Annotated in this window: 19 protein-coding genes; 4 read left to right on the forward strand and 15 right to left on the reverse strand. The window is 41.7% G+C overall.

The window, feature by feature from the left end; translation table 11 throughout:
- Positions 1-34: 34 nt before the first annotated feature.
- From addA to KHA99_RS06975, 5 genes are all read right to left on the reverse strand, one after another.
- Positions 35-3,811, reverse strand: coding sequence for a helicase-exonuclease AddAB subunit AddA (gene addA / locus KHA99_RS06955; protein WP_213116661.1), 3,777 nt, complete (start codon positions 3,809-3,811; stop codon positions 35-37).
- Positions 3,804-7,301 carry a helicase-exonuclease AddAB subunit AddB gene (gene addB, locus KHA99_RS06960; RefSeq protein WP_213116662.1) on the reverse strand — a complete coding sequence of 1,166 codons (3,498 nt, stop codon included), beginning with the start codon at positions 7,299-7,301 and terminating at the stop codon, positions 3,804-3,806. The genes addA and addB overlap by 8 nt, the downstream gene beginning before the upstream one ends.
- 165 nt (positions 7,302-7,466) lie before the next feature.
- Entirely contained in the window at positions 7,467-8,021 is a 555-nt protein-coding gene (lepB, locus tag KHA99_RS06965; protein WP_213116663.1) for a signal peptidase I, read from the reverse strand.
- A 1-nt stretch (position 8,022) separates the two neighbouring features.
- Positions 8,023-8,676 (reverse strand): TVP38/TMEM64 family protein, encoded by a 654-nt coding sequence (locus KHA99_RS06970; protein WP_213116664.1) that lies wholly within the window; start codon positions 8,674-8,676, stop codon positions 8,023-8,025.
- A 49-nt stretch (positions 8,677-8,725) separates the two neighbouring features.
- The gene (locus tag KHA99_RS06975; RefSeq protein ID WP_213116665.1) at positions 8,726-9,667 is read right to left on the reverse strand and encodes an LCP family protein; all 942 of its coding nucleotides are present in this window, start codon (positions 9,665-9,667) and stop codon (positions 8,726-8,728) included.
- Positions 9,668-9,934: 267 nt separating this feature from the next.
- On the opposite strand from KHA99_RS06975, the gene KHA99_RS06980 reads away from it, so the two are divergent.
- Positions 9,935-10,300, forward strand: a complete 366-nt coding sequence (locus tag KHA99_RS06980) for a YhjD family protein (protein WP_213116666.1) — start codon at positions 9,935-9,937, stop codon at positions 10,298-10,300.
- Positions 10,301-10,318: 18 nt separating this feature from the next.
- Here KHA99_RS06980 and KHA99_RS06985 read toward each other — a convergent pair whose 3' ends face one another.
- Entirely contained in the window at positions 10,319-10,861 is a 543-nt protein-coding gene (locus KHA99_RS06985; protein ID WP_249366444.1) for a competence protein ComK, read from the reverse strand.
- 183 nt (positions 10,862-11,044) lie between these two features.
- On the opposite strand from KHA99_RS06985, the gene KHA99_RS06990 reads away from it, so the two are divergent.
- Complete coding sequence (locus tag KHA99_RS06990; RefSeq protein ID WP_372447574.1) at positions 11,045-11,290, forward strand: IDEAL domain-containing protein; 246 nt, start codon at positions 11,045-11,047, stop codon at positions 11,288-11,290.
- A 92-nt stretch (positions 11,291-11,382) separates the two neighbouring features.
- Here the strand turns inward: KHA99_RS06990 and KHA99_RS06995 are convergent, their stop codons facing one another.
- The 9 genes from KHA99_RS06995 to hemE form a co-directional block, all read right to left on the reverse strand.
- Positions 11,383-12,654 carry a M48 family metallopeptidase gene (locus KHA99_RS06995; RefSeq protein ID WP_213116668.1) on the reverse strand — a complete coding sequence of 424 codons (1,272 nt, stop codon included), beginning with the start codon at positions 12,652-12,654 and terminating at the stop codon, positions 11,383-11,385.
- 137 nt (positions 12,655-12,791) lie between these two features.
- Positions 12,792-13,568, reverse strand: a complete 777-nt coding sequence (locus tag KHA99_RS07000) for an enoyl-CoA hydratase-related protein (RefSeq protein WP_213116669.1) — start codon at positions 13,566-13,568, stop codon at positions 12,792-12,794.
- 74 nt (positions 13,569-13,642) lie between these two features.
- Positions 13,643-15,205, reverse strand: a complete 1,563-nt coding sequence (locus KHA99_RS07005; RefSeq protein WP_213116670.1) for a fatty acid--CoA ligase family protein — start codon at positions 15,203-15,205, stop codon at positions 13,643-13,645.
- A 166-nt stretch (positions 15,206-15,371) separates the two neighbouring features.
- Positions 15,372-16,361 carry a lipoate--protein ligase gene (lplA, locus tag KHA99_RS07010; protein ID WP_213116671.1) on the reverse strand — a complete coding sequence of 330 codons (990 nt, stop codon included), beginning with the start codon at positions 16,359-16,361 and terminating at the stop codon, positions 15,372-15,374.
- Between the two features lie 17 nt (positions 16,362-16,378).
- Entirely contained in the window at positions 16,379-17,113 is a 735-nt protein-coding gene (locus KHA99_RS07015) for an MBL fold metallo-hydrolase (protein WP_213116672.1), read from the reverse strand.
- A gap of 116 nt (positions 17,114-17,229) precedes the next feature.
- Positions 17,230-19,464 carry a YhgE/Pip domain-containing protein gene (locus tag KHA99_RS07020; protein ID WP_213116673.1) on the reverse strand — a complete coding sequence of 745 codons (2,235 nt, stop codon included), beginning with the start codon at positions 19,462-19,464 and terminating at the stop codon, positions 17,230-17,232.
- 199 nt (positions 19,465-19,663) lie between these two features.
- Positions 19,664-21,091, reverse strand: a complete 1,428-nt coding sequence (gene hemY / locus KHA99_RS07025) for a protoporphyrinogen oxidase (protein ID WP_213116674.1) — start codon at positions 21,089-21,091, stop codon at positions 19,664-19,666.
- A gap of 36 nt (positions 21,092-21,127) precedes the next feature.
- Positions 21,128-22,060 (reverse strand): ferrochelatase, encoded by a 933-nt coding sequence (gene hemH, locus KHA99_RS07030; protein ID WP_213116675.1) that lies wholly within the window; start codon positions 22,058-22,060, stop codon positions 21,128-21,130.
- A 164-nt stretch (positions 22,061-22,224) separates the two neighbouring features.
- Positions 22,225-23,271, reverse strand: a complete 1,047-nt coding sequence (gene hemE / locus KHA99_RS07035; protein ID WP_213116676.1) for a uroporphyrinogen decarboxylase — start codon at positions 23,269-23,271, stop codon at positions 22,225-22,227.
- A 237-nt stretch (positions 23,272-23,508) separates the two neighbouring features.
- On the opposite strand from hemE, the gene KHA99_RS07040 reads away from it, so the two are divergent.
- Together KHA99_RS07040 and KHA99_RS07045 are read left to right on the forward strand one after the other, a co-directional pair.
- Positions 23,509-24,003, forward strand: coding sequence for an antibiotic biosynthesis monooxygenase family protein (locus KHA99_RS07040; RefSeq protein WP_213116677.1), 495 nt, complete (start codon positions 23,509-23,511; stop codon positions 24,001-24,003).
- 171 nt (positions 24,004-24,174) lie between these two features.
- Positions 24,175-25,569: a hypothetical protein gene (locus KHA99_RS07045; RefSeq protein ID WP_213116678.1), complete on the forward strand. Its 1,395-nt coding sequence runs from the start codon at positions 24,175-24,177 to the stop codon at positions 25,567-25,569.
- Positions 25,570-25,767 lie beyond the last annotated feature (198 nt).

A 25,767-nucleotide genomic window follows, 5' to 3' on the forward strand; every position in this document is an offset into this window, starting at 1 on the left:
CTTCAAATTAGGTTTATGTCATTTTATGTTTTTATTAAAACCTTAAAATATGGGCACCATCAAAGAAAAATAAATATCTTTCGCTTACATTTCTTTTCCAAATTTGTTCGATTGCTTTTGTATATAAATTAATTTGCACTTTGTATCTTTCTTCAAGAATTGGTTTTGCCTGTTCAAACCCGCCTTTAAACCTGTCGGTAATTCCATCTGATTTATAATCGATGAGGACAAGACCCCTTTCATCCTCGAGAATGCAGTCGATGATTCCTTGGACAAAGACGGATTCTTCTTCATTCTTCCAATCAGGGTAAACCTCCCCTGCAGGCAAGGCAAGCGTAAAGGGAACTTCACGATGGATCGCAGCAGCTTGAAAATATCTTCTTCCCAATTCCGTTTGAAAGAATTGAACAATTAACTCAACCGGAATTACTTCTGCCTGTTCAAGTGTTAATAATTCATTATTTACCATCCAGTAAATCTTTTCGGTAATATTTTCCGCCTGAACAGGTTTAGTCAAATCAAGATGCTGCATGACCATGTGCATGGCTGTCCCGCGTTCCGCAGGAGTGATCGATTTTTCCTGCATAAACCTCGGCCGCTTCAGAATCGGTTTCTTCATTCTGCGGACAATGTCTGTACCGCTTTGCTCATCTTTGAGTTCCGAGAAGCGTTTAATCTCCGAAACCGATTGCTTTGAGCGATGAATAGAAGCCTCTGGAAACGAATATACCCATGATAGTCTGGATGCTATCTCATCAGAGAGTGCGGAGGACTGGGGAACTTTTTTCCCTGACATGACCAGATCTAAATAGTGGTTTTCTTCTTCCTCCTGAACGATTACTTGGTTTTGAATCTCATCTGCGTGCATAATGGCTATTTTCCAGGAGGAAGGATGCTGGGTGATTTCCTCAGGAACCAGGTCATTTGCCGCACCTACAGCCTTTAATACTCCACTGTCCTGGTGACGGATTATAGCCGGCCCGATCCAGTCTATATAGCTTGTGGCCGAGGCCCGTTCAAAGTCCTTCAGCAGCCAATCCAGATGATTAGCGGAGTCGTTCCACTGATCGATTTTCTTTCTGGCATCTTTTAGTGTGGCTGTCAAATACAGCTTTTCCTTTGCCCTTGTCATGGCCACATATAATACACGCATTTCTTCAGCCAGCATCTCCATTTTCTTTTTACGCTTAAAGGCAATTTGCGGCAAAGACGGATAGGAGATTCGCTTTTCCGGATTAACATATTTAGATGCAAACCCATATTCTTTATCAAGTAAATATGGATTACGTATATCCGCCATGTTAAAGCTTCGAGCCATTCCTGCCATGAAAACTACTGGAAATTCCAGCCCTTTACTGCTGTGGATGGTCATAACCCTGACAACATCCTCCTGCTCCCCAAGTGCTCTTGCAGCCCCAAGATCATCGCCTCGCTCCATCATCCGTTCAATAAAGCGTAAAAAGCGGAATAGACCGCGAAAGGAGGTTTTTTCATAGGCCCGCGCCCTGTCATATAAGGCTCTGAGGTTAGCCTGCCGCTGCTTTCCTCCCGGCAGACCACCGACAAAATCATAAAAATGGGTATCGCGGTATAGCTGCCAAATAAGCTCTGAAAGCGAGCTCTGCCGCGCCACTGAGCGCCATTCCTTCAATAAATCGTAGAAGTGCCGAACTTTTTCATAAAAGAATTCAGAGTGTTCAGCTGGTTTACTCATACAAAAAGAATGAACAGCTTCCCAAAATGATCCGATTTTCTTGCATAATCGGATTTGCGCCAGCTCTTCCTCGTTCAAGCCCACAATGGGTGACCGCAACACTGACGCTAATGGAATATCTTGAAACGGGTTATCGATGATTCGCAGCAGCGACATCATAATGGCCACTTCGGAAGCCTCGAAATAACCAGTTGATAGGTTGGCATAAATTGGTATCCCTTGTTGCTTGAATTCCTCCAAAATCTGCGAAGCCCATGTCATGGAACGGAGTAGAATGACGATGTCCCGATACATAACCGGCCGGCCTGACTTCGTTTTTGGATTATACACTTCAGCCCTATTTTCCACTAATTCCTTTATTTTGGCCGCGATCTTCCGTGCTTCCAGCTGTGATTGTTCAAGATCGATCTGATCGAATTCAGCAGGCTGGGAATCATCATCAATCCCCCCTGCCGATTCTGATCCATCGGTATCACGATTTTGGTCAATCAGAATCAGCTCAGCAGGAAATGGCTGATCCTCAGGATAGGGAGCTCCTTTTTTCAATTCAGCAGCTTCATCGTATTCAATTTCCCCGACCTTTACACCCATGATTTGTTTGAAAATATAGTTTGTCGCATCAAGGACTTCCTTACGGCTGCGGAAATTGCGGGCTAAATCAATTCTTAATCCTGAAGCTTCCCCATCGAGCCGAAATCGATTATATTTTGAAAGAAACAGGTTGGGTTCCGCTAACCGAAAGCGATAGATGGATTGCTTTACATCCCCGACCATAAATAAATTACCCTTGGCCTCGTCCTCTTTCGCGATAAGTTTTAAAATCGTTTCTTGAACCATGTTGGTGTCTTGGTACTCATCCACATACACCTCTTTAAAATGACGCCGGTAGGCAAGTCCTGCCTCTGAAGGATGAAAAACCCCGTCTACCGTAATTTCACCTGTCAATATATCAAGGCAATAGTGCTCCAAATCCGCATAATCGACAAGCCCTTTATCCTTTTTTACACTTTCAAAGCGAACAGAAAATTCTTTTACAAGACTTACGATCGTTTGAATCAGTGGCTTCATTTCATCCATATCCCGTAAAAAGCTATCAGGCTTTCGCGAAAAAAGTTCATCCTTCAAATCTTGAAGCTTTTTCTTTGCTTTATCCCGAAGCTTTTGAGCCTTTTCCGTCAATTCTTTATCAAAAGAGTCACCTTTGACTTGTTTCGCTCTTGAAAATGACCATGCCTGCATAGCCTCATAGAGAATAGTCCAGGATTCCTGTTTTGCCAGCATCAAAGAGTCGATTAGCTGCAGGTCCTCGAGAAAATTTTCCGCTCTCGGAGCCGGCCCGCCCGGCAGCTTGGCAATCTCTAAAGCTTTTAAAATCATATCTCTGGCAGCCTCTAATTGAAGCTCAATATCAAAGAGAAGCAATTGAACGAAGGGCAGCTCCTCGATATTTTTTACAGCAGAAACGTCATACATATCCACAAGTGACTGCAAATAACCTTGTGGTGAAGGATTTGCCCGGGCAAAATCGTAAATGGAAAGCACAATTTCCATTAAGGCAGCATCACTGCGGTCGCTTGTAAAGGAGTCTACTAATCTAAAAAATGCCTCATTATTCTCTTTCCCATACTCCTCTTCAAACAGCTCATCCAACACTTCATCCCGGAGTAGCTGCGCTTCTGTGACATCCGCAATTCGGAAACCAGGGTCGACATCAATCAGATAATAATATTTGCGGATGACCTCCATACAAAAAGAATGCAGTGTTGATATGGATGCTTTATTCAACAGGCTGAGCTGCTTTCTTAAATGCCTTGAAGCAGGGTCATTGTCAATTGCTTTTTCCAATGCCTCTCCAATTCGATGACGCATTTCCGCCGCGGAGGCATTCGTAAATGTAACCACGAGCAATTCATCAACATTGATGGGGTCTTCTTCAGCAAGGATTTTTTGGATCATTCTTTCAACCAGCACTGCCGTTTTACCCGAACCCGCTGCAGCCGCAACAAGAATGTCCTTATCACGCGCCTGAATGGCTTTCCATTGGTCATCCGTCCAGGTTACGCCTTCAGGCTTTTTGGGAATAACGATTTTACTCATTCTCATGCAGCTCCTTCCTGATTAACTCGAGTACCTCATCCTTGGCACGCGGGAAAAGAATACGATAATGATTATTTTCAATCGATTCATCAAAATGACAGACAGATTTAAAGGCGCAGAAAGTACATGGCGTTTTGTCCTTTAACTTATATGGCGCGATATCCGTACGGCCTTCCATGATGTCATTTCCTGTTTTCTGATATAAATTGCGAACGTAAACCTTTAGATCCTCAAAATCTTGCAAACTAGCAACCTTTGATTTTTTTGATAATTGTCCATCCTTTTTGATTCCGGCAGCGATAATCTGCGAGTCACCTGATTCAAGCGTTTGATCCATAAGCTGGATGACCTGCTGATCTCCAAGCATTAAACCATTCATTTTAAACTTTTTCATGATTTCCTTTTCAATTTCGTCGATGGTCAGCATTTTCGTCGACTGGACAAAGGGGTTATGCACATGGAAATAGAGCACACCTGCCGGGCTTGCCTTCATCTCAACTAATTCATTTGAATGAGTCATAACAATATCAAGATAGGTTAGCATCTGAAGGGCAAGTCCATAATAGACTTCGGTTAAATTGACATCCTTTTCGCTCGATTTATAATCAATGACCCGCAAAAAGATGCTGCTATCTTCGGCTTTAGCCTGATCAACCCGGTCTATTCTTCCCGCCAGTTCCATCCGTTTTCCATTTTTTAATGTAAAGGATAAAGGCGGAAGCTTCTCATTCCGGCCAAAGCCTAATTCTAAGCCAATTGGCGAAAAGCCGCTAACCTTTGCATGCTCGCTCAATACCACGGAAGCCCGGGTAATAATCTGCTCCAGCTTTCGTTTAATATAATGATGGCGCTCCGAGCTTAATAGGATTTGATTTTGCAGCTTAGGTGCCAGGCTTTTAACAGCATCTTTCGAAAGCTCCTCACATTGTTTTCTCGTTAAGCTTGCCCATGATAAATTTTGTTCAGTAACTGTGTCTGCTATTTGCTTTAAGGCCGCATGAAACAGCTCCCCAATATCTGGGGCTTCAAGGCGGAAAATTTGCCGTTCCTTTAACTTCAGCCCATGCTGAGCAAAATGGGAAAAGGCGCACGAGTTGTAAAGCTCCATTCTTGAAACGCTGGCCTGAATCGTTTCCCCATACAGGTTATCAGCTGTCTCCGTTGACAATTTTACAGTTTGATTAGCATAAAAAAGACTAGAAAATACTTTTTGTGCCCTGTCTTTCCACTGGCCATCCATATAAAAGTTATAGACATCCCACCAAAGGTCAGGAATCCCATAATTCCGCTTTTTCAATTGAAGCTGGGCATTAAGGTATGAAAGAGTAGCGCCAGTATTGGAAACAAAGGTCAGCTGCTCTTCTTCTGAAACCTGTGAAGGGTCGATACTCAGCAGCCGTTCAGTAACCTCCGGAAACATATCTTTTATTCTCTTAATGTATGAAGAAGGAATTAGCGCTTTTCCTTCATCATTTGCAAGCGGATAACTGATATAAAGCATATCTGTTGGGGCGGTAAAGGCTTTATAGGCAATAAAGCTTTCATCCAGCAAGCGTATTCTGCTGCTTGGCGCAACCGAAATGCCGCCGACTGCAAGCAGCTCCCGATCCTCGTCTGAAAGAATCCCCTCGTCAGCGATTTTCGCCGGCAGAACACCTTCATTCACGCCAACAACGAAAACAATTTTGACATCATTCAGCCGCGATTTCTCCAAATCACCTACTAAAACCTGGTCAAGGGCCGGGGGAATTAGGGAGAAATGCATGGATTCAAAACCGGCCTCCAAAATGGCTGCAAATGATTTTAAAGAAACAGGCTCCTCACCCAATATTTCCACATACTGGTCAAGGAGATCAATTACTGCATTCCAAACCTGCTCATGCTCTCGTGCCTTAACCAGATTCCCCTTTTCTTCCGCAGCTATCTTCCATTTCTCAAGCTTAGCCGGAACATCTAATTCTTCTAAAAATAAATAGATGGCCTCACAAAATTTTTTGCCTGAATCCGACTTTTTCAATCTTCTAGACAGCCGAAGAATAGGAGCTGTTATCATAAGCTTCAGCTCATTCAGTTCTTGTTCCATCTTTCTTTCAGCATCTGTTTGCACATTTTGCTCTACATCTAGTCCTTGGTAACGCCGATAAGTCCAGCGATCCTTTTTCGTCCAGCTGCTTCCATTTATTCCGTAAGCTAAACAATAGTTTTCCAGCCTATCCATTCGTTCACGCATTTTCACAGGGTTTTCCTGAAGCGGATAGATTAACTCTGTTTTTATTACCCTAAAGACCGGGTCATAGCGCCAATAAGAATTGATGACTTCAAGCGTAGAACGAATCAGTTCAACTAGCGGATGGCTTTGCATCGTCCGTTTTTGATCAATAAAAAAGGGAATTTGATGGTCGGTAAACACCGGTTCCACTAATTCATGATATTCCCCGCCGTTTCGAACCAATAAAGCAATATCACGCCAGCGGTATCCTCTTAATCGGACTAAATCACGAATCTCACGGGCAATTCCTTCAATTTCAGCCCTTCTGTTAGCAGCTTGGAATAGATTTAAATTTGCTTTTTCGTGATAGGGCTCAGCAGGCCTGGCATCGAAATGTTCCTCTAGGTAACTTAAGACGCTCCCAGACCATTTTTTTGATCCTCTAAGAATAACAGGCTGCTCAACCGCTATCCCTTCGATCTTTGCTATCTCATTGATTGTAAAACAAGCTTCGCTCGAAGCACGAAACAAATCTAGTTCATCCGGTCCGGAATCAACCTTAATGGAATCGGTTGTCAGCGCAACCGAAACTCTCCTGCAACGCTTCATTAACTCCGCTATCACTTGATATTCTTGTGGAGAAAAGCTGTAAAAACCATCAATATAAATTTCCGCATCTCTTAAATAGTGGGAGGAGGAAATTTTCTCAGAAAGCAGCCGAAAATAATCCTCGGAATCCAAATATTTACCGAAGATTTCATCCTCAACCCTTTGATAAATCAGTTCCACATCACTCAATTTATCCTGCAAGGATTTTGAAGCAGAAGAACCTTCCGCTTCCATCCGGAATGAACCTAGGGCAAGATCCTGAGGGCTTATACAATACCGCCTAAGCTCCGTAATCATTTGCTCTACCTGCTGAATAAAACCATTTTTATCCGCTGCCCGATTGAACAGTTTCAGCTGTTCCTTCTTTTCATCAATAATTTTACGGATTAGCATACTCATGCCGACAGTGCTTAAATGCATCCGGCTGATTCCGCCTGTTTCCTGCAGGATTCTCCATGCCAAGCGCGGAAAACTATATACCTGGGCGCGAATCATTCCGCCAATATTTGTGTCTGTTGCTAAACGATATTCAGACATGAAGGTCATTTGCTCAGGAACAATATATATAATCGGCTTTCCTTCCGGGTTCTCCGAAAGGCTGCTGGTAATTTCATTAAAAAACATGGCCGTTTTGCCGGTTCCCGACCGTCCGATTACCATTCTTAATGACATGTATTCCCCTCCGTCCTCTCCTAACTACGTATCCTTCATTTTATCATAAAAGAAGTACAAACGTTTGCAATAGCCAGTGATAGATTAAAGCCAAAAATGGTAAAACTAAGCTTAAAAAGACAAAAAACACGATAGCTTACTATCGTGTTCAGAAACGAAAAAATATTAAAAATGAACGTCCACTTCATCTAACGGCCAATACCGCAAGTCGACCTTACCGACCACTTGCGTCTCTGAAATGAATCCGAAGTGTCTGCTGTCCCAGCTTCCCAAACGATTATCGCCAAGGACAAATAATTTCCCCTCAGGGACCTTATCTTCACCGGTAATCTCTTTTAAACTGAAATCACCAGTCAATTTCATACCAAGCGACTCTTGTTTATACTTCTTTAAAAAAGGTTCTTCATATTTATGGCCATTAATAAATAATTGGTCATCCCGATATTCAATTTTGTCGCCGGGGAGGCCGATAATCCGTTTGACAAAATCCTCTTTTTCATTAGCATGAAAAACAATAACATCAAATCTTTCCAGTTCGCCTGTTTGAAAGCCCAGCTTGTTAACAACAAGTTTATTCCCATCCTGGAGCGTTGGCATCATCGATTCACCTTCAACTACGTAATTCGAGAAAAAAAATGTTCGAATAAAAACGAAAATAATAATACCGATTGCAAAAGCCTTAACCCATTCGATTCCTTCCTGTCTCCATTCACTCCTCACTTTATCCCCTCCGTTTTTTTAGCTCTTTCCCCTGGCGCTTCTCCTCTACATGATCATTTTTAACATTTTTGTTTAGTCTTGCTTCAATTCTTTTTCCAGCGACCCAAAGAATAAAAATGATAATAAAAACAATAATCGTCCGAAACGGCTGAGTAACCAAGGAGCGAATATCATATCCAATGAAACTAATGGTAAAAATCATCACCATTTTTCCAATGCATACAGCAAGCATATACTGGGCAAAGCTTAGCTTCGAAAGCCCAGCTACAATATTAACCACTGCAGATGGTGTGAAGGGAAAACAAAGCAGCAAAAACAACGGGCCAAACCCATGCCGCTCCACCCAGTCCATCAGCCTTCGGACTTTCTGGTGCCTCGGCAAAAAGGCAAGCAATCGTTTTTGACTATATTTTCTGATGAACGAAAAGACTAGCAGTGCGCCAATGCAGGCACCCAGCCAGGAATACAGAAATCCCAGCCAGAGCCCAAAAGCACTGGCATTGGCCATCACAAATAAAAATAATGGGAGAAACGGCAGGAAGGCTTCAAGTATCGTCAACAGAATTCCAGGCAGAGGCCCAAGGGCTTTATAGTCCTGAATAAGGTTCATGATATTTTCTAGTGTAAACCAAGCTCTAAATGTTTCAAAATCCATCCGTGTTCTCCTACCCACTTCTAATTCTATTTTATATCCTAGACAAGTATTATTTTGTAATAAATTGGTGAAGCGCCTCTTTATTTTTTGCAAGATTTATATCCAAAATGGCGCCCTCCCCTTTAACACGCGTCTCTTCAAAACTGTTATCAACAGGGATCCGTAATGTTTCGACACTTCCTCTTTTATCGGCGAAGAAGTCTTTACCCATAAAGAGAATATCCGATGTTTTCATATTTGTATTAACGTACGGAGTTACCACACCTATTAGCTTTGGCAGCTTTGGAAGGGTTTGAATAGCACTTAGTTGGTCACCAATGGCCTTAACTGCCTTCTGCTGCCGCTCGACCCGCCCAAAATCACCAATGGCATCATGACGGAAGCGGACATAACTTAACATCTGCTGGCCATTCAACTTTTGCAGCCCGGGCTGCAGCGGCGGATCAACATATGCGGACATTTTCTTCTCCACATCGATCTCTACCCCATGTGGGAACGCTTCATCAATCAGCTGGACAAACCCTTGGAAATCAACAATCGCATAATACTGCAAATCAATATCAAAATTCTGCTTAATCGTTTGTCTCATTAACTCCGGACCGCCAATGGCGAAAGCAGAATTTATTTTATGCTTGCCATGCCCAGGGATGGCCACATAGCTGTCGCGCATAATTGAGGTAAGTTTAAAAGTCCCTTTGTCCTCGTTGTAATGGGCAATCATGATGGTATCTGAGCGAGCTTTTTCTTCCCCGCGCGAATCGCTTCCGAGCATCAGAACATTTGTGTCGCCATACTGGTCCTTCTGTCCATTAAATTTATACACTACCTTTTGCTCTTTCGTTTCATTATCAATTTTTTTTAATGATTGATTGACTCCCTGTTTATATTGAAAATAGGAGTAAGCCGCTCCGGCCCCAATTAAAAGTAATAACACCAATAATATGGATTTCCATCTTCTCCTTTTCTTATTTCGATGTTTATCAGCCCGCATGTTTATCACCTTAATCTATGTATTTTTGGTTTCACCACTATATATGACTGTTTTTTTCTATCCTTCGTTTCTTCTTTAATTCATTTTCCCCTATCAGATATCCTTCTATTAATAAAAACTTTCTCATGAATTTGTCGAATATTTCAATTAAAAAGCTCACCTAAAGCAAAGCTAGAAGCGTGGCAGCAGTATTGCATTTCTGTTTTCTTTTTTGTAAAATAAAAACAAGAACACAGGTTCGCATAAAATGAAGGGTGAGATCTTATTATGACGCGAATTCCGGAGAATGACCGTGATATGATGGAAAAGGCCATTTATTTACCGATGGTTTTAACGATCTTAAATAGGGATTTGAATGTGGTGGAAAAGAGTCCATTTAAATTAAAAAAGCCATATTTGGAGTTAATCGAAGAAACGATGAAGGCTATTCAAGGGGAATTAGCCGAGGTAAAGCAATATATGAAAAAGAATAAGCTTCAGGTTAGTGAAACCAAACGGGACGATGCCTTTACCATGTACATGTTTATCTATAAAGGTTATGAAGAGCATCATAATTATTTTAATCCGCGCATCCGCAATAAGGTCCAAGAATTAATGGAAACCTACCTATTAAAAAAACACCTGTCCCGTTAACCCGCCACAAAGTCATTTTTATTTATAATCATGTGAATGTTCAGAGGCTTTAATAGGCTTTGGAGCATTAAATATGTAAGTCATTTTTTTATTACCTTCGATTCTTTGGAGGAGCTTTGTTTTTAATAAGGCCGTTCTTAACATTTGGCCTTCAATAGTCCCAAATGAAACTGAAAAAAGATGCGTTTGTTTGTTTTGGAAAGTAACTTGAGTTTGATGAGGCCCTACACGACGGTAATTCTCAACGTGCTCATGTGAAATCCAAATACATTCGGGGCGGCTCGGTGATGTGGTTGGAAAAAAGAAAATATGGTTTGCAGGCTCAATGGCAATAGGAATCTTACGGGAATATCCAATTAGTTGTCTAGTCCCCTTCTTTCTACTTTCATAATCGACGCCAAAATAGTCGCAGCTTTTTTTGATGATGTCTAATGGTTTAAAAGGTGAAATAAATTCATCATCCACCTCAATAATCTTTGTGTATACTTTACTTCCGTATTCCATTGGTGCCAACAACATGGTACATGAATTAATCTCATACTCTTCTATTTGTTTTTTCAAACTCGTCAACTCCTATTCATATGACTTCCACCATATCTTAACACTTTTATTTCCCAAAGCATTTACTTTTCTGAATTGTTACTAAATTATTCACAAATCCTGTCAAGGAAAAAGTTTTACGAAAATTATAAATATTATTGATAATATACTAAAAACTCCATATAATAAAAAAAAGCATCAGAGGTGATTTTCTTGAATGAAAAATCCTACACGGACTTAATGAAAGTTGCTGCCATGAAACGGAACCAAAGGAAAGAGAATTTCGTCCAGGACCTCTACATCGACATGCTTTTATCGGAAATCCAGCTTACGGTTGAAAAGGAAAAATTGCTGCGGAAAATTGACTCGGCTATTGATCGGCGGGACAAAAAATTATTTCTCCAATTATCGCGCCAGCTTAGGGAAATCAATAAAAAGTTCGGAACTTAAAAATTTCTACATTGAACCGTCATTGACGGTTTTTCTTTTTGTCAAGCGAAAAAGCTGAAGATCAATGATCCTCAGCTTTATTTAATAAAATTTTATTCTGTTCGATGCTTGACCTCATATTCTTCCAGTTTGGAAATTCGGTCCAGCATTGGCGGGTGGGTGTAGCGGAAAATTTTCACCAGCATCGGCGGGTTGACTTGACTTAAGCCGTTGCGGGTCAACTCTTGAAATGATGTGATGGCGGCATCCGGATTTTTCGTCATCTCAATCGCATAGGTGTCAGCCCTTGTTTCCTGATATCGCGAAACAAAATTGGACAGCGGGCTTGACGCAAATAACAGCATTGAAATAATCATGTAAAATAACGGAAGCGACCTTATATCCTTTGTGTCCGAAATTTTCAGTTCTTTACCAAAGCGGGCAACAGCCCAATTCATCAGCCGGTAGGTTAAATACAACCCGAAAAGCGAAAGCAGCAGGTAGCCGGCAATTCCCCAATATATATGCTTCTCCACATAATGCCCCATCTCATGAGCCATAATAAATAAAATTTGCTCATCTGAGAGCTTATTTAAGGTTGTATCCCAAAGAACAATTCTCGCATTGGAGCCAATCCCGGAAACATAGGCATTCATGGCATTTGTTTCTACCGACATATTCACCTCAAAGACGTGCTCCGCAGGGATATGGGCTTTATCGGCCAACGTCAGGATTTTGGTTTCTAATGCTTTGTTTTTCAAAGGATAAAAGTCATTATATAATGGATCGATAATGACAGGCTGAATAAACATCATAAATAGAGTGAAAGGAACCGATAATATCCACAGGTAAAGCCACCAACGTTTTTGGCTTTTTCTCATTAGCCAGTATAAAACTGGAACAATAATGAGCCATGTTGCATAATTAAGCCAGAAATCAATCAGTTCGTCCTTCATCCAAGAAGGGAAGGATTGCGTTGAAATATGATACGTTTTTGATAAAGAATAGCTGATATAGCTTAATGGCAATACCGCAATAAAGGCAAACAAGGATAACCAAAATAGGTAGATTGGGGTGTGCAGCAGTTTATGTTTCACTGAGTCCTCGGCCCAGCGTTTGAATGCCTTCGACAAGCCAAATAATAAAATCAAAAAATAAATCAGCCATTCGAGCGGAGTAGACAGGAAAAACAGTAGATTTCTAATTTTCGAATATTCCTCACTCAAACTAAGTTCTCTTCCATTTAAAAAAGTTGCCGGATCCGCATTTGTTCCTTCATATTCAAACGGAAGCTTCGGGTCGGCAAACTGGAATAAATACCAGTAAAAGAATAAGCCATATAAAACAAAGGCCAAAACCGCATAGACCCCCATTTTTCTCGCCATGATTTGTCCCCCTTTGTGTACAACCCTCTATATTTAGTTTAGTTAAAAATACAGGAAATAGAACTTCGTGTTTTTTTTCTGCTAAAATAGTTTCGGCCACGCAGAAACATCTACGTGACCGAATTTGAAAAACTAGCTTATTTCCCCTTAAAAACCGGTTTTCTTTTCTCTGCAAATGCCTGAAGTGCCTCGATTCTGTCTTCTGTCGGGAGCGTTACCTCATATGCCTTGCGCTCAATTTGCAGCCCGGTATTCAAATCAGTATTCATCCCCTGTTTAACCGCAAATTTCGCCTGCTGTAGGGCCACTGGACCATTAGCAATGATTTGTGTGCAGAATGCGAGACTTTCAGCCAAAAGCTCATTACCTTCTACCACTCTTGTTAAAATGCCATAGCTAAAGGCTTCATCTGCCGTTAGCCTCCTAGCAGTTAAAATCAGCTCCAACGCCTTCGCCTGCCCAATCAAGCGCGGCAGCCGCTGTGTTCCCCCTGCCCCAGGAATGATGGCAAGACTCGTTTCTGTCAGCCCCATCAAGGCACCGCTTGCGGCAAACCGAAAATCGCAAGCCAAAGCAAGCTCCATCCCGCCGCCAAAGGCAAATCCATTAATCGCCGCTATCGTCGGCTGCGGCAGCTGGTCAATTGCATTAAAACATTCGTTGATTTTAAATAGATTACGCTTCACCAGTTCATCCGACAGACTTTTGCGTTCTTTTAAATCTGCACCGACACTGAATGCCTTCTCCCCTGCACCTGTAAAAACAACAGCCCGTATATCCGAATTAACGCGTATTTCCTTAACTGTATCCTGCAATTCCATTAAAGTTTCATGGTTAAAGGCATTCAGCGCATTAGAGCGATTGAGCGTAACAACCGCTATGTGGTTGGCAACCTCAAGTAAAATGGACTTCATTTATCCTGCACCCCTTTCGCCTTTATAAATTCGAAAAAGGCAAGCTAAAAGCCTGCCTTTTTCATTAAAAAATTTTAGTTCCCAACAGTTTGAGCTACCTGCGTCTTTAAAGCCCGTCTTAAGATTTTACCGGTTGTATTCTTTGGAAGTTCCTCTAGAAAGACAACCGAAGAAGGAACTTTATACTTGGCAAGATGCTCCTTGCAGTAGCTAATCATCTCTTTTTCCGTAAGATCTGCCCTTTTACTTACGACATATGCCTGTACCGCTTCTCCTTGGTTCAAGTCCGGAACACCAAGCACCGCGACTTCGACAACATCAGGATGATTATAGATAACTTCTTCTACCTCTCGTGGGTATACATTGTAGCCGCCAACGATAATCATATCTTTTTTGCGGTCAACAATATAAAAATAGCCCTCTTCATCCATTCTTGCCATATCGCCTGTATGAAGCCAGCCGTCCTTAATGCTCGCTTCCGTTTCCTCCGGCATTTTATAATAGCCCTTCATAACGTTTGGACCACGGACAATCAGTTCTCCAACCTCGCCGACAGGAACCTCTTCACCAAGTTCATTCACGACTCTGTTTTCCACATTAACGATGGAAGGTCCGATCGAACCTGCTTTGCGCGGACGATCAAGCGGGTTAAAGCAGGTAACCGGAGAAGCCTCCGAAAGACCATAGCCTTCAGAAATGAGCACATCAAATTTCTTTTCGAAGTTTTCTAATAGGGCAACAGGCATCGCTGCACCGCCGGAAATGCAGAGACGTAATGAACTTAAGTCCTCAGGGCTTCCTTCCGGATATTGAAATAAGAAATTATACATGGTTGGGACACCCGCAAACACAGTCGCCTTATATTCCTTCGCAAGATGAAAAATATCCTTCGGGCTAAATTTTGGAGCAATTAAAAGTGTTGCTCCTTTTAACAGCGGTGCATTCAACGCAACCGTTAAACAAAAGACGTGGAACATTGGCAAGGTTGTAATCACACGGTCGTCATCATTCATTTTCAAATAAGTGCCGACATCACTAGCATTGCTATACAGATTTTTATGTGTTAGCATCGCGCCCTTTGGCTTACCCGTTGTACCGGAAGTATAAAGGATAATGGCGGTATCATCGTCTTGAAGTTCAGGACCCTGGAAACTTAATTCACCGGATGCCACCACATCTGTAAACGATTTCATTTTAGGATACACGGAAAGTCCCTCAACACCAGGCTGTGCCAATCCATTTTGCTCTGTTTCGCAAATAATATAGTGGCTCACTTTCGGAAGCATGGTATGAACTTTTTCTGCTAATGGGATCATCAGATCAAGGCCGACAACCACTTTTACATCGCCATTATTCAGGATATAACCGATCTCATCAGCAGTATAAATCGGATTGACCGGAATAACTGTTGCTCCTAGGCGGAGTGCCCCATACAACCCAATGACAAAATGCGGGGAATTTCCCAGCAATAGTGCTATATGGTCCCCTTGTTTTACCCCCAATTTTTCAAGGCCTGAAGCAAACTTGGTAATCGCCCCATCCAGTTCGGCATATGTGCTGGATTTGCCCATAAAGTGATAAGCAATTTTCGTGGTTGAAGCCTTGGCAGTTTCATGAAGCTGTGACGATAGATTCATATTCTCTCTCCTCTCAAATGAATGAATACTCATTCACAAATTCGTAACAATTTTCTAAATATATTATATTGCTAGAAATTTATCTATACAAGTATAATACTTAAAAATTTCAGAAAAAAATAATAATGGGAAGCGTTTTAATTCCAACACTTCCCACAACCTAAAATTAGTATATTAAGTTAATAAAATCTTCTTTGGAAACATTTCCGAAATAATACGTGGTATCCACATCTTCCAGCGCACTTTCCATTTCGCTTTTTTCATAACGAATTCCACTAAGCCGCCGTTCTATTTCACTGACATCGCCCACACCAAAAAAGTCACCATAAATTTTGCAATTCTCGATGATTCCTTTGCTCACTTCAAGCCGGACATCAATGGAACCAACCGGGAACCTGTGCGTGTGCTGTAAATTGAATTTTGGAGACCTTCCGTAATTCCAATCCCAGTTTTGATATCTTTCTTGGGAAAGCTGATTGATTTTTTGCCAATCTTCTTCCGTTAACACATACTCAGGAACATCTTCCTGTCCTTCAAAAATATATTTAAGGAGCAGGGAGCGGAATTCCTCGATGCTTATTTTTTCAGATAAAAATTCAGAAATGTTAGCAACCCGGCTGCGGACTGATTTGATTCCTTTTGATTCAATCTTATCTTTCTTGACCTTTAAGGCAGACGCAACGTTTTCCATTTCTGAATTCAAAAGCAGCGTTCCATGGCTGAACATTCTCCCCTTAGTGGAAAATTGGGCATTCCCAGAAATCTTCCGTCCTTCTACTTCAATATCATTACGGCCGCTTAGCTCCGCATTTACTCCTAACTTTCTTAAGGCCGCAATCACAGGTTCAGTAAATTTACGGAAATTATGAAAACTTTCACCGTCATCCTTCGTGATGAAACTAAAGTTTAAATTCCCCAAATCATGATAAACCGCCCCGCCGCCTGATAAACGGCGAACAACATGGATTCCGTTTTTCTCCACATAATCGGTATTAATTTCTTCAATCGTATTTTGATTTTTTCCAATGATGATGGATGGCTCGTTTATGTAAAATAATAAATACGTCTCATTAATATCAAGATTCTTTAATGCATACTCTTCAATCGCAAGGTTAATGCGCGGATCGGTAATCCCTTTATTATCAATAAACAGCATACTCCTTAAATCCCCCTTTAAAGTGCAATGGTTTGAAATTCTTCTGCGAGTTTTATTATACCAGTAAATTCAATTGATGCCTCATGAACTAAATCACTTACATTGCCATAATGCGGCAGGTGAGTAAGAATTAATTGCTTTATGCCTGCTTCACGAGCAAATCGGCCAGCCTCTACACTGTTCATATGTCCGGCTGATTTGCCATTTTGATGCCCGTAAAAGTTGCATTCGCATAACAACAAATCTGCATTGCTGCTAAACTGAATAAATTCCTCTTTAAACGCGCTATCCCCTGTATAGACTAATGATTTGCCGCCCGCCTCAAACCTCATTGCATAGCAAGGCACAGGATGGTCTGTTTTTAAAAAGCTTACTTGAAACGGACCGATAGACAGGACCTGATTTGGTTCATAGGCAATCCCTTTCGTAATCGTTTTATAGGTTAATTTAGTAAATTCATGTTGATCAAAATGGTGCCCATAAATCGGCAGGGTCGGAAATTGCTTTCCCAAAAAGCCTTGGATTAGACGGGCATGCTGCAGGACACCGATATCGGCAATATGATCAGGATGATAATGGGAAAGAATAACCGCATCAAGCTCCTCAGGCTCAACGATATTTGGAAGTTTCGCAAGAACTCCGCTGCCGCAATCGACTAGCAGCCGAAACCCTTCATGTTCAAGTAAATAGCCTGAGCTTGCTGCATCCTTTTTCGGATAGCCGCCCCAAAACCCGATGACCGTCAATTTCATGATAAATCCCTCCAGAATTCCAGTTCATTTTTAATATGTACATTATCAGCAGTTCTTTACTATATTCATACACGAAAAGACCAGCCGTATCAATGTTGAAGGCTGGTCTTTGAAGTTTATTCATGTCCTAATTTAAATTGATGCTTCATCCTTATCGCATAGTTGGCAATTGACAATACGCAGAAGCCGAAAATAAAGCCAAATAAAATGAGGGCATTTTCCCACATAAAGCTGAAATCACCGCTTGAAATCACGGCTTTAAAGCCCTGCACCGAATATGTCATCGGCAGAAATGCATTAAAATGCTGCAAGAAATTAGGAATCAATTCAAGTGGGAATGTTCCTGCACTTGTTGTTAATTGGAAAATCAAAATGATAATCGCAATAAACCGCCCGGCATCAGCAAGTACCGATACAAGCAGTTGAATTAACGCGATAAAAGTTAAGCTTGTAATAATCGAGAACAAGATAAACTTTGGCGTACTTTGAACTTCAAGATTTAATCCAAACAGAAGGATTGCATCAGCAATTAATGCCTGGATTATTCCGATCCCTGCCATAATGGCAAATTTGCTGGCAAACCAATTAAAACCGTTCGCCGGTCGGATGGCAGCATCCCTGATTGGGAAGACGATGGATAATAATAAGGCACCGACAAATAACCCCAATGATAGGAAGTATGGCGCAAACCCCGTTCCATAGTTTGGTACAGTGTTTAAACTTTCCTTATCCAGTTTTACTGGTTTAGCCATCATATCATAGGTTTTGTTATCTGTGTGGACCTTTGCCGCATCATCAGAACCCTCTTTCAATTTATCAGCCAGCTCCTTGGCACCAGCAGACAGTTTGCCTGCTCCATCTTTTAACTGCCCCGATCCATCTGCTAGCTGTCCGGCACCAGAGGCAATAGCATCGGCACCAGCTGTTAATTGCTTCATCCCTGTTGAGAGACTGCCCGCACCGCCGTTTAACTCATTAGAGCCTAAATATAATTGATGGACCCCTGCCTGTAAGGCCTGCTGCCCTTGGTTGATCGATCCGATTCCTGATAACAATTGATCAAAGTATGGGTTTGTTTGGCTGGCAATTTTTTGCTCCAGGCCTGAGGTTGCTCCTGAAAGTTTACCAGTCAACTCTGATTTAAACGTATCAAACCCCACTCCCAAATTGGAGGTCAGCTTGGCAGATACAATTGGCTTCATGATTGCCTTGATTTGGTCCTTTGTTTCCGCCTGAATAATTTGTTGTGCGTACTGTTCCGGGATACCGTTGGCGACTAGTGCCTTTGTTTGATTTTCAATGATTGGCCCCATTATGCCTTGCACTTCAGCCGGAGTAAATTTCCCACTTGAGAGTAGGCTTTGAGCTATTTGATTCAAAGCTTGCTTTTGTTGATAAATTTGCCCTGCAGTCTGGTCAGCCATTTGTTCAATTAATGACGTGGATAACTGGGATTCAAAACTGTTTATCCCATTATTTAATTCCACGACACTGCCGCTCAATTGGTTATTGATTTCTTTGGCAATTCCAGAAGGAAGTTCCTGCTTTAATTGGGCAGCACCCGCATAAGCCTCCTTTGTTCCTGCAACAAGCTTTGGAAGATTGGAATCCACCTCAGACAAACCAGCGCTAAGCTTAGATGAGCCATCTGCAAGCTTATCCGATCCTGCATCCGCCGTTTTCATGCCGTCATCAAATTCGATGGATTTTTCTGCCAGTGTGGTGAGACCTTCGTAAAGATCCTTCGATCCTTGATTTAATTCAACCGAACCATCGCTTAACTTGCCGGCCCCATCACTAGCCAGTTGAACTCCATCAGCTAGATCGGTGATTTTGGAAAAAATAGTCTCAGCATACGTTTCCGTTACCTTTTCAGAAACTGCTGTTTTTATTTTTTCTGCAGCCGTACCGCCAATTTGAGCAGATAGGAAGTTATAGCCTTCGTTTGGGACATAGGTTAATTTTAGTTTTTTCGGTTGGTCGTCCATTAATGTGGTCGCATTTTCCGAAAAATCCTTCGGAATTTCAATCAGCATATAATATTTTTGTTCTTTGAGCTTTTTATAACCCTCACTTTTACCAACCGATTCAAAGCCAAACTCCTTGCTTTTCTCCAGTTTTCGCACTAGGTCATTGCCAAGCTTAAGCTTTTCTCCGTCAAGTGTTGCCCCTTTATCTTCATTAACTATGGCAACAGGCAGCTTATCCAGTTTGGCGTATGGATCCCAAAATGCCCAAAGGAACATGCCAGCATATAACACCGGGACCAGCATGACCGCAATGATCGGGATTAAGATTTTTCTATTTTTAAGAATAGTTGATAGTTCAGCCTTTAATAGGTTTGACTTCAATTTTATCCTCCTCTCTATTATTGACTAATTTGTTCATACGGTCATTTATATCCTAAAAAGAAGGACTATCCAGCAGACAATCCTAAATGAATCACTAATAAAATGACCAAATGAACATTTCAGTCATTAATCACTTAATGAGTATACTCCCTTTTTAATTTGTTGACAAGAAAAATTAAAAAAGAAGCTGATTTTAAGTTCAGCTTCCTTTGTTTTTTAAATACTCTAGTACATTTTTAACGGCTGCTTCTCCTTGGTCGATACAATCCGGGACACCGACACCACCATAGGATGCTCCGGCTAAAAATACGCCCGGCAGTTCTTGTTTCATAGCCTCCAGAATTGAAGTGAGCCGCTGTTTATGCCCGACTGTATATTGAGGCATCGAGTTGTTCCAGCGGGAAATGACGGCAAAATCAGGGCTCATATTAATTTGCATGATTTTGTTTAAATCATCAAGTACTATTTTAACGATTTGGTCATCGGATAAGTCGACGACCGTTTCATCCCCGGCCCTGCCTACATAACAGCGGAGCAAAACTTTCCCCTTTGGCGTAGAATGCTCCCATTTTTTATGTGTCCAGGTACAGGCCGTTATTGTATAATCACTGTTTCTAGAAACGACAAAGCCAGTCCCATCTATGTCTTCATTTATGGCCGCTTCTGGGAAGGCCAAGGCAACTGTGGCAACGGAAGTCGAGGGAACATATTTTAAAGGTTCAAAAAAACGATAATCAGAAAACATCGCCTGTGTTACTTTATGGGGTGTAGCAGCAATAATACTATCGGCTGTCAAGCATTCCCCATTGTTTAGATAAACCTCATATTTATTATTTACCCGAGCGATGTTCTCCACCCGATGCCCTTTTAAAACCGAGTTGGCATCTAGTTTCGCTTCAATCGCTTCAGCAAACGATTGTAAGCCTGTTTTAAAGGTGAGGAATCCGCCTTTTTTTGATTTCCCTTTATCACCTTGCTGTATTGGCTGCACCGGAGTTGATTTTTTCATCCCCAATATCAGGCTGCGGTGTTTCTGTTCCACTTCATAAAATTGCGGAAAGGTGGCCATCAAACTCATTTGATCGATATCGCCTGCGTAAATTCCCGAAAGCAGCGGTTCAATTAAGTTCTCGACCACTTCATCGCCCAACCGTCTTCTAAAAAAATGGCCTAATGCTTGGTCTTTTCCACTTTCAGAGCGGGGCAATATTAAATCGGCCGCTGCTCTCAGCTTCCCTGGAATGGAAAATAAGCCTGTTGTCATAAACGGCCCAACTTCGGTCGGGATTCCCATAATCGACCCGCCTGGCATGGAATGGAGCTTTTCATTTACCAAAACATAGGATTTTCCCGTTGAGTTTGGTACTAATTGATCGTCCATCCCAACTTCCTTCGCCAGCCTGATGATACTCGTTTTTCTGGCCAAGAAGGAATCCGGACCTCTTTCAATGGTAAAACCATCTCTTACAACGGTCTGCATTTTTCCACCGAGTCGATGTGAAGCTTCAATAAGTTGAATCTCCAGCGGGAGATTTTTCTCCTTCACTTCTTTTTGAAGATAATAGGCTGCGGTCAAACCGGCAGCTCCCCCACCAATAATAATTACCTTCTGTTTTTCTTCTGCCACCTGACGTCACCTTCTTCAAATTAAATTTTCACGTTCCTAATCCGCTAACTTCTTTAAGATGACGGTTGACAATGTATCAATGAATTCTTCCTTTGCATTAGGCATTTCCGGGCGATAGTAGCTCACACCTAATTCACGGGTAACAGCCTTACATTCATAATCATTATCATATAGAACCTCAAGGTGGTCCGAAACAAACCCGACTGGTGCATAGACGAATGCCTTATAGTGATTGTTATGATATAAATCTCTCGTTAAATCTTGAACATCAGGTCCTAACCATGGCTCCGGCGTATTTCCTGCACTTTGCCAGCCAATCACATAATTCTTTACTCCTGCTTCAGCAGCAATTAAATCCGCAGTTTCTTGCAGCTGTTTTGGATATGGATCGCCAAACTGAAGAATTTTTTCCGGCAGACTATGAGCTGAAACGACAAGCACCGCATGATTCTTTTCTTCTTCAGGCATTTGTTCAAAAGTTTGTTTGAGCTTATCCGCCCAATATGAAATAAACTTTGGTTCCTGATACCAGCTTTCAATCGTTTTTATCGTAAGTCCACCTAATTTTTCTGCCTCTTCAACCGCTCTGCCATTGTAGGATTTTACGCTGAATGTAGAAAAATGAGGGGCCAGTACGATACTGACAGCTTCTTTAATGCCATCGTCATGCATCTGTTTAACTGCATCTTCAATAAACGGCTCAATATGCTTTAATCCAAGATACATTTTAAATTCAACTTCATCCTGAATTTTATTTAAATATGCTTCCAGCTTTTCACCTTGTTCAAGAGTGATTTTTGCAAGCGGAGAAATCCCGCCAATCGCTTCATAGCGGTTACGAAGGTCCTCAATCATTTCCGGGGTTGGTTTTCTTCCATGCCGGATATGGGTATAGTATCTTTCCAGGTCGTCTGCATTATAGGGGGTGCCGTATGCCATCACCAGCAAGCCCATTTTCTCTTTCGTCATCGTTTGCACCTCTTATGTAATTTTCCGTATTCCATTTATAATTAGGGATAGGGCCACAAGGCCTGTACAGTCTCAACCTGACATCCCTTATGGCCCTTTTTAATAGCTTTTTTATTTTGCCAAAAATCTGCTCTTAATACCAATAAAAAGCTTAATTCAACAGGTTATCTGCCGTTTTTCGCTGCTGAATATTCATGAATAAAAGCCGTAAGTTTTTTCAGGTTTTCCGGATTAACAGACGGGAATACCCCGTGGCCTAAATTAAAGATATAGCCGCCTTGCTCCATTCCCTGATCTAAGATAGCTTTTGCCCTCTCTTCAATTACTTCCCATGGAGCCAGAAGGATCGCTGGATCAAGATTTCCCTGGACTGTTTTATGAATACCCATTTCCCGTGCTTGGCGGATTGGCAAACGCCAATCAAGCCCAACAACATCTAGCGGCAGGTCATTCCATTCCAATGCCAGGTGGCTTGCGCCGACACCGAACATGATTAATGGAACATTCTCTTCTCTTAATGAAGCAAAAATCCGGTTCATGACTGGTTTAATAAAATAACGGTAATCCTCTACATTTACAGCGCCAACCCAAGAATCAAAAATTTGAATAGCGCGTGCTCCGGCTTTGATTTGCGCTTTTACGTATGTAATGACCATATCGCCTAGTTTATCCATCAAAGCAAACCAGGCCTTCGGCTCAGCGTACATAAACGCTTTTGTCTTATTATAGTTTTTTGAAGGGCCGCCTTCGATCATATAACTGGCAAGCGTAAATGGGGCACCGGAAAATCCGATTAACGGCACGGATAATTGTTCCTCTGTCAATAATTTAATCGTATCGATGACATAAGGAATATCTTCTTCAGGATTCAATTCCCCTAGTTTTTCCACATCCGCAAGCGAACAAATTGGATTATCAATGACTGGACCGATGCCGCCTTTGATTTCCACATTCATCCCAATGGCAGGAAGCGGTGTCATGATATCCTTGTACAAGATCGCGGCATCAACATTATATTGTTCAACAGGCAGGCGGGTGACATAAGCACACAATTCCGGCTGATGAGTAATTTCAAATAGAGAGTATTTTTCTTTAATTTCCCGGTACTCCGGCTGTGAACGTCCTGCCTGGCGCATGTACCAAACTGGAACATAATCCGTCTTCTCTCCCCGAGCTGCTTTTAAAAATGTTTCATTAATAGGCTTTGCCATAAAAATAAGTCCACCTTTCAAGACATTCTGTTTTCCATTTTAATATATAGAACAGGATTTTAAAAACTTTCTTTCATACACAGTTGTCTTCACTATATCGATAATTTCCTCCTCTGCATAGCAAACGATTACTTTTGTCAAAAAAAAGTCGATTTTTACGTTTGAAAATGAGTTTAAATAAGAAAATAGTTTTTGCATAAGCTATTACTTAAGATTATTTTATGGGGGGATTTGAAAATGACCGTTTATATTACCAGTGGAACGCTCGATTTTTTAAAAACGATTAAAGTGAAATATCCCGCTGAAAAAATTATTATGATGAGCAGCGCAAATGGAGCATTATTATTCCATGAAACTGCCGGAAAAACCGTTTTTAATGAACCAAGGAAATATGAAGTCTTTGAATCAATCGGAGTAATGAGTGGCGAAGGGTTTGTTGTAATGAAAAATATTCCCGTTACACCTGAAGGCCACCCAATATTTGAACATCACCTAAAAAATGAAAGCAGGAAACTGGAAGGCACACCTGGTTTTATCGCCCTTCGCGGGCTCCGCCCCTTGGCCTCAAATACATATGTAATTATGATCGTGTGGACCGATGAAAAATCTTTTGAAGATTGGCATGTCACGAATTCATTTCTTGAAGGGGATAAAAACAATCCCGAGAATGACGATCTTCCAAACATATTCGAAAGTGCACCCTATATCAGCAGCTACACAATTGAAGATTAATTTTTCAAAAGGAATGGAGAATCTAAAGCCATTCCTTTTTCCTTTCCACGGTTTAAAAATTTGTTTTTCCCCCGCTCACCTCTTTTAAGCAATTTCATATTCTGTATTACATCCAGCCGGGCAGATACCTATTATGAAAAGTCCATGGATGAAAGAAAGGAGGTTAATTTTATGCTCGTGGAGCTTACTGCTCTTCATTGGATATATGTCGTCTTTATTGCACTGATTATTGGTTTTATGGTCATGAGACGAGACACGACGATTGTCTGCATTGCCGGTATTTTCTTAATTGGTCTTATCGCTACAGGCAGTTTAAGTCATGCGATAAGCAGCATTTTTAATAGTTTTGCTTATGCGATAACAGAATTATTGTCAACCATCCTTGTCATCTCCATCATTGTGGCGATGAGCCATACGTTAACCACAACAGGGATCAATGATGTGATGATTTCGCCTTTTCGGAAGCTGATTCGCAACCCGGCATTAGCATACTGGACAATCGGAATTTTAATGATGGTCATCTCCTGGTTCTTTTGGCCATCCCCTGCCGTAGCCCTGCTTGGTGCTGTTCTCCTCCCGGTAGCGATTAGAGCAGGCTTGCCGGCGCTAGGTGTTGCCATGGCCATGAACCTGTTCGGGCACGGAATTGCTTTATCGGGGGATTTTGTCATTCAAGCTGCACCAAAACTTACATCTGATGCTGCCGGGATCCCCATCCAAGATGTCATTGATGCCAGCATTCCTTTAGTATTTATCATGGGTATTGTGACAACGATTGCGGCCTTTTACTTCCTGCGCCGTGACATGAAGCGGGGAATTCTCAAGGCCGATACATCAATTATCTCCGCTTCTGAAGCTGAAACCATACAGCCGGGGCTGCTTTCTCTCTCCCAAAAACGATTCTTTGCCATAATAGTTCCTTTATTATTTGCCGCTGACGTTGCTGCTATGACAATCCTTGATTTAACCGGGGGAGATGCAACAGCTTTGATTGGCGGAACCTCGATTTTAATTCTTCTGTTAATCTCATTGACAAGTTTTAAAAATGAAGGTCTTGAAAAAACAACTAATTACTTGATTGAGGGCTTCCAATTTGGTTTTAAAGTCTTTGGTCCAGTCATTCCAATTGCCGCTTTCTTCTACTTGGGAGATGCCGGCTTTACAAAAATCATTGGAGAATATCTGCCGAAAGCCTCTCAAGGAATAGTCAACGATCTAGGACTGGCACTAGCTAACATCGTTCCGTTAAGCAAGGCGGTTGGAGCCGTTACTCTGACTGCTGTTGGTGCCATTACCGGACTTGACGGCTCAGGATTTTCCGGTATCTCACTAGCCGGTTCAGTTGCTGCTCTTTTTGCCGTCGCAATTGGAAAAGGTGCGGCTACCCTGACTGCGCTAGGTCAAATCGCTGCAATCTGGGTTGGCGGTGGAACCCTTGTCCCTTGGGCCCTCATCCCAGCTGCAGCAATTTGTAATGTTGACCCCTTCGAACTGGCACGGCGAAATCTCGTTCCGGTCTTGATTGGCCTTGTGGTGACCACGATAGCAGCAATGTTTCTAATCTAAATCTCTAAATGGGGCTGAAAATCTTCAGCCTCTTCTATTTGTTCCATATCTTATATAAATGTTAAAATAGTATGAAAAATAGATTATTTATTTCTAAAGAAAACTCGCTGATTGTCGAGCCCTAAGGGCGAAGACAGAAGGCGTAGTTGCACTTATGCGTTAAGAAAGTATAAAGCTTTCTACAGAAAGTTCATACTT

It is taken from the genome of Neobacillus rhizophilus (assembly GCF_018343535.1).
Classification (GTDB): Bacteria; Bacillota; Bacilli; order Bacillales; family Cytobacillaceae; genus Neobacillus; species Neobacillus rhizophilus.

Bases quoted from the DNA above. Each gene is read 5' to 3' on its own strand.
- addA (WP_213116661.1), bottom strand. From the start codon at position 3,811: ATGAGTAAAATCGTTATTCCCAAAAAGCCTGAAGGCGTAACCTGGACG.
- addB (WP_213116662.1), bottom strand. From the start codon at position 7,301: ATGTCATTAAGAATGGTAATCGGACGGTCGGGAACCGGCAAAACGGCC.
- KHA99_RS06970 (WP_213116664.1), bottom strand. From the start codon at position 8,676: ATGGATTTTGAAACATTTAGAGCTTGGTTTACACTAGAAAATATCATG.
- KHA99_RS06975 (WP_213116665.1), bottom strand. From the start codon at position 9,667: ATGCGGGCTGATAAACATCGAAATAAGAAAAGGAGAAGATGGAAATCC.
- KHA99_RS06980 (WP_213116666.1), top strand. From the start codon at position 9,935: ATGACGCGAATTCCGGAGAATGACCGTGATATGATGGAAAAGGCCATT.
- KHA99_RS06995 (WP_213116668.1), bottom strand. From the start codon at position 12,654: ATGGCGAGAAAAATGGGGGTCTATGCGGTTTTGGCCTTTGTTTTATAT.
- KHA99_RS07000 (WP_213116669.1), bottom strand. From the start codon at position 13,568: ATGAAGTCCATTTTACTTGAGGTTGCCAACCACATAGCGGTTGTTACG.
- KHA99_RS07005 (WP_213116670.1), bottom strand. From the start codon at position 15,205: ATGAATCTATCGTCACAGCTTCATGAAACTGCCAAGGCTTCAACCACG.
- lplA (WP_213116671.1), bottom strand. From the start codon at position 16,361: ATGCTGTTTATTGATAATAAAGGGATTACCGATCCGCGCATTAACCTT.
- KHA99_RS07015 (WP_213116672.1), bottom strand. From the start codon at position 17,113: ATGAAATTGACGGTCATCGGGTTTTGGGGCGGCTATCCGAAAAAGGAT.
- hemH (WP_213116675.1), bottom strand. From the start codon at position 22,060: ATGACGAAAGAGAAAATGGGCTTGCTGGTGATGGCATACGGCACCCCC.
- hemE (WP_213116676.1), bottom strand. From the start codon at position 23,271: ATGGCAAAGCCTATTAATGAAACATTTTTAAAAGCAGCTCGGGGAGAG.
- KHA99_RS07040 (WP_213116677.1), top strand. From the start codon at position 23,509: ATGACCGTTTATATTACCAGTGGAACGCTCGATTTTTTAAAAACGATT.
- KHA99_RS07045 (WP_213116678.1), top strand. From the start codon at position 24,175: ATGCTCGTGGAGCTTACTGCTCTTCATTGGATATATGTCGTCTTTATT.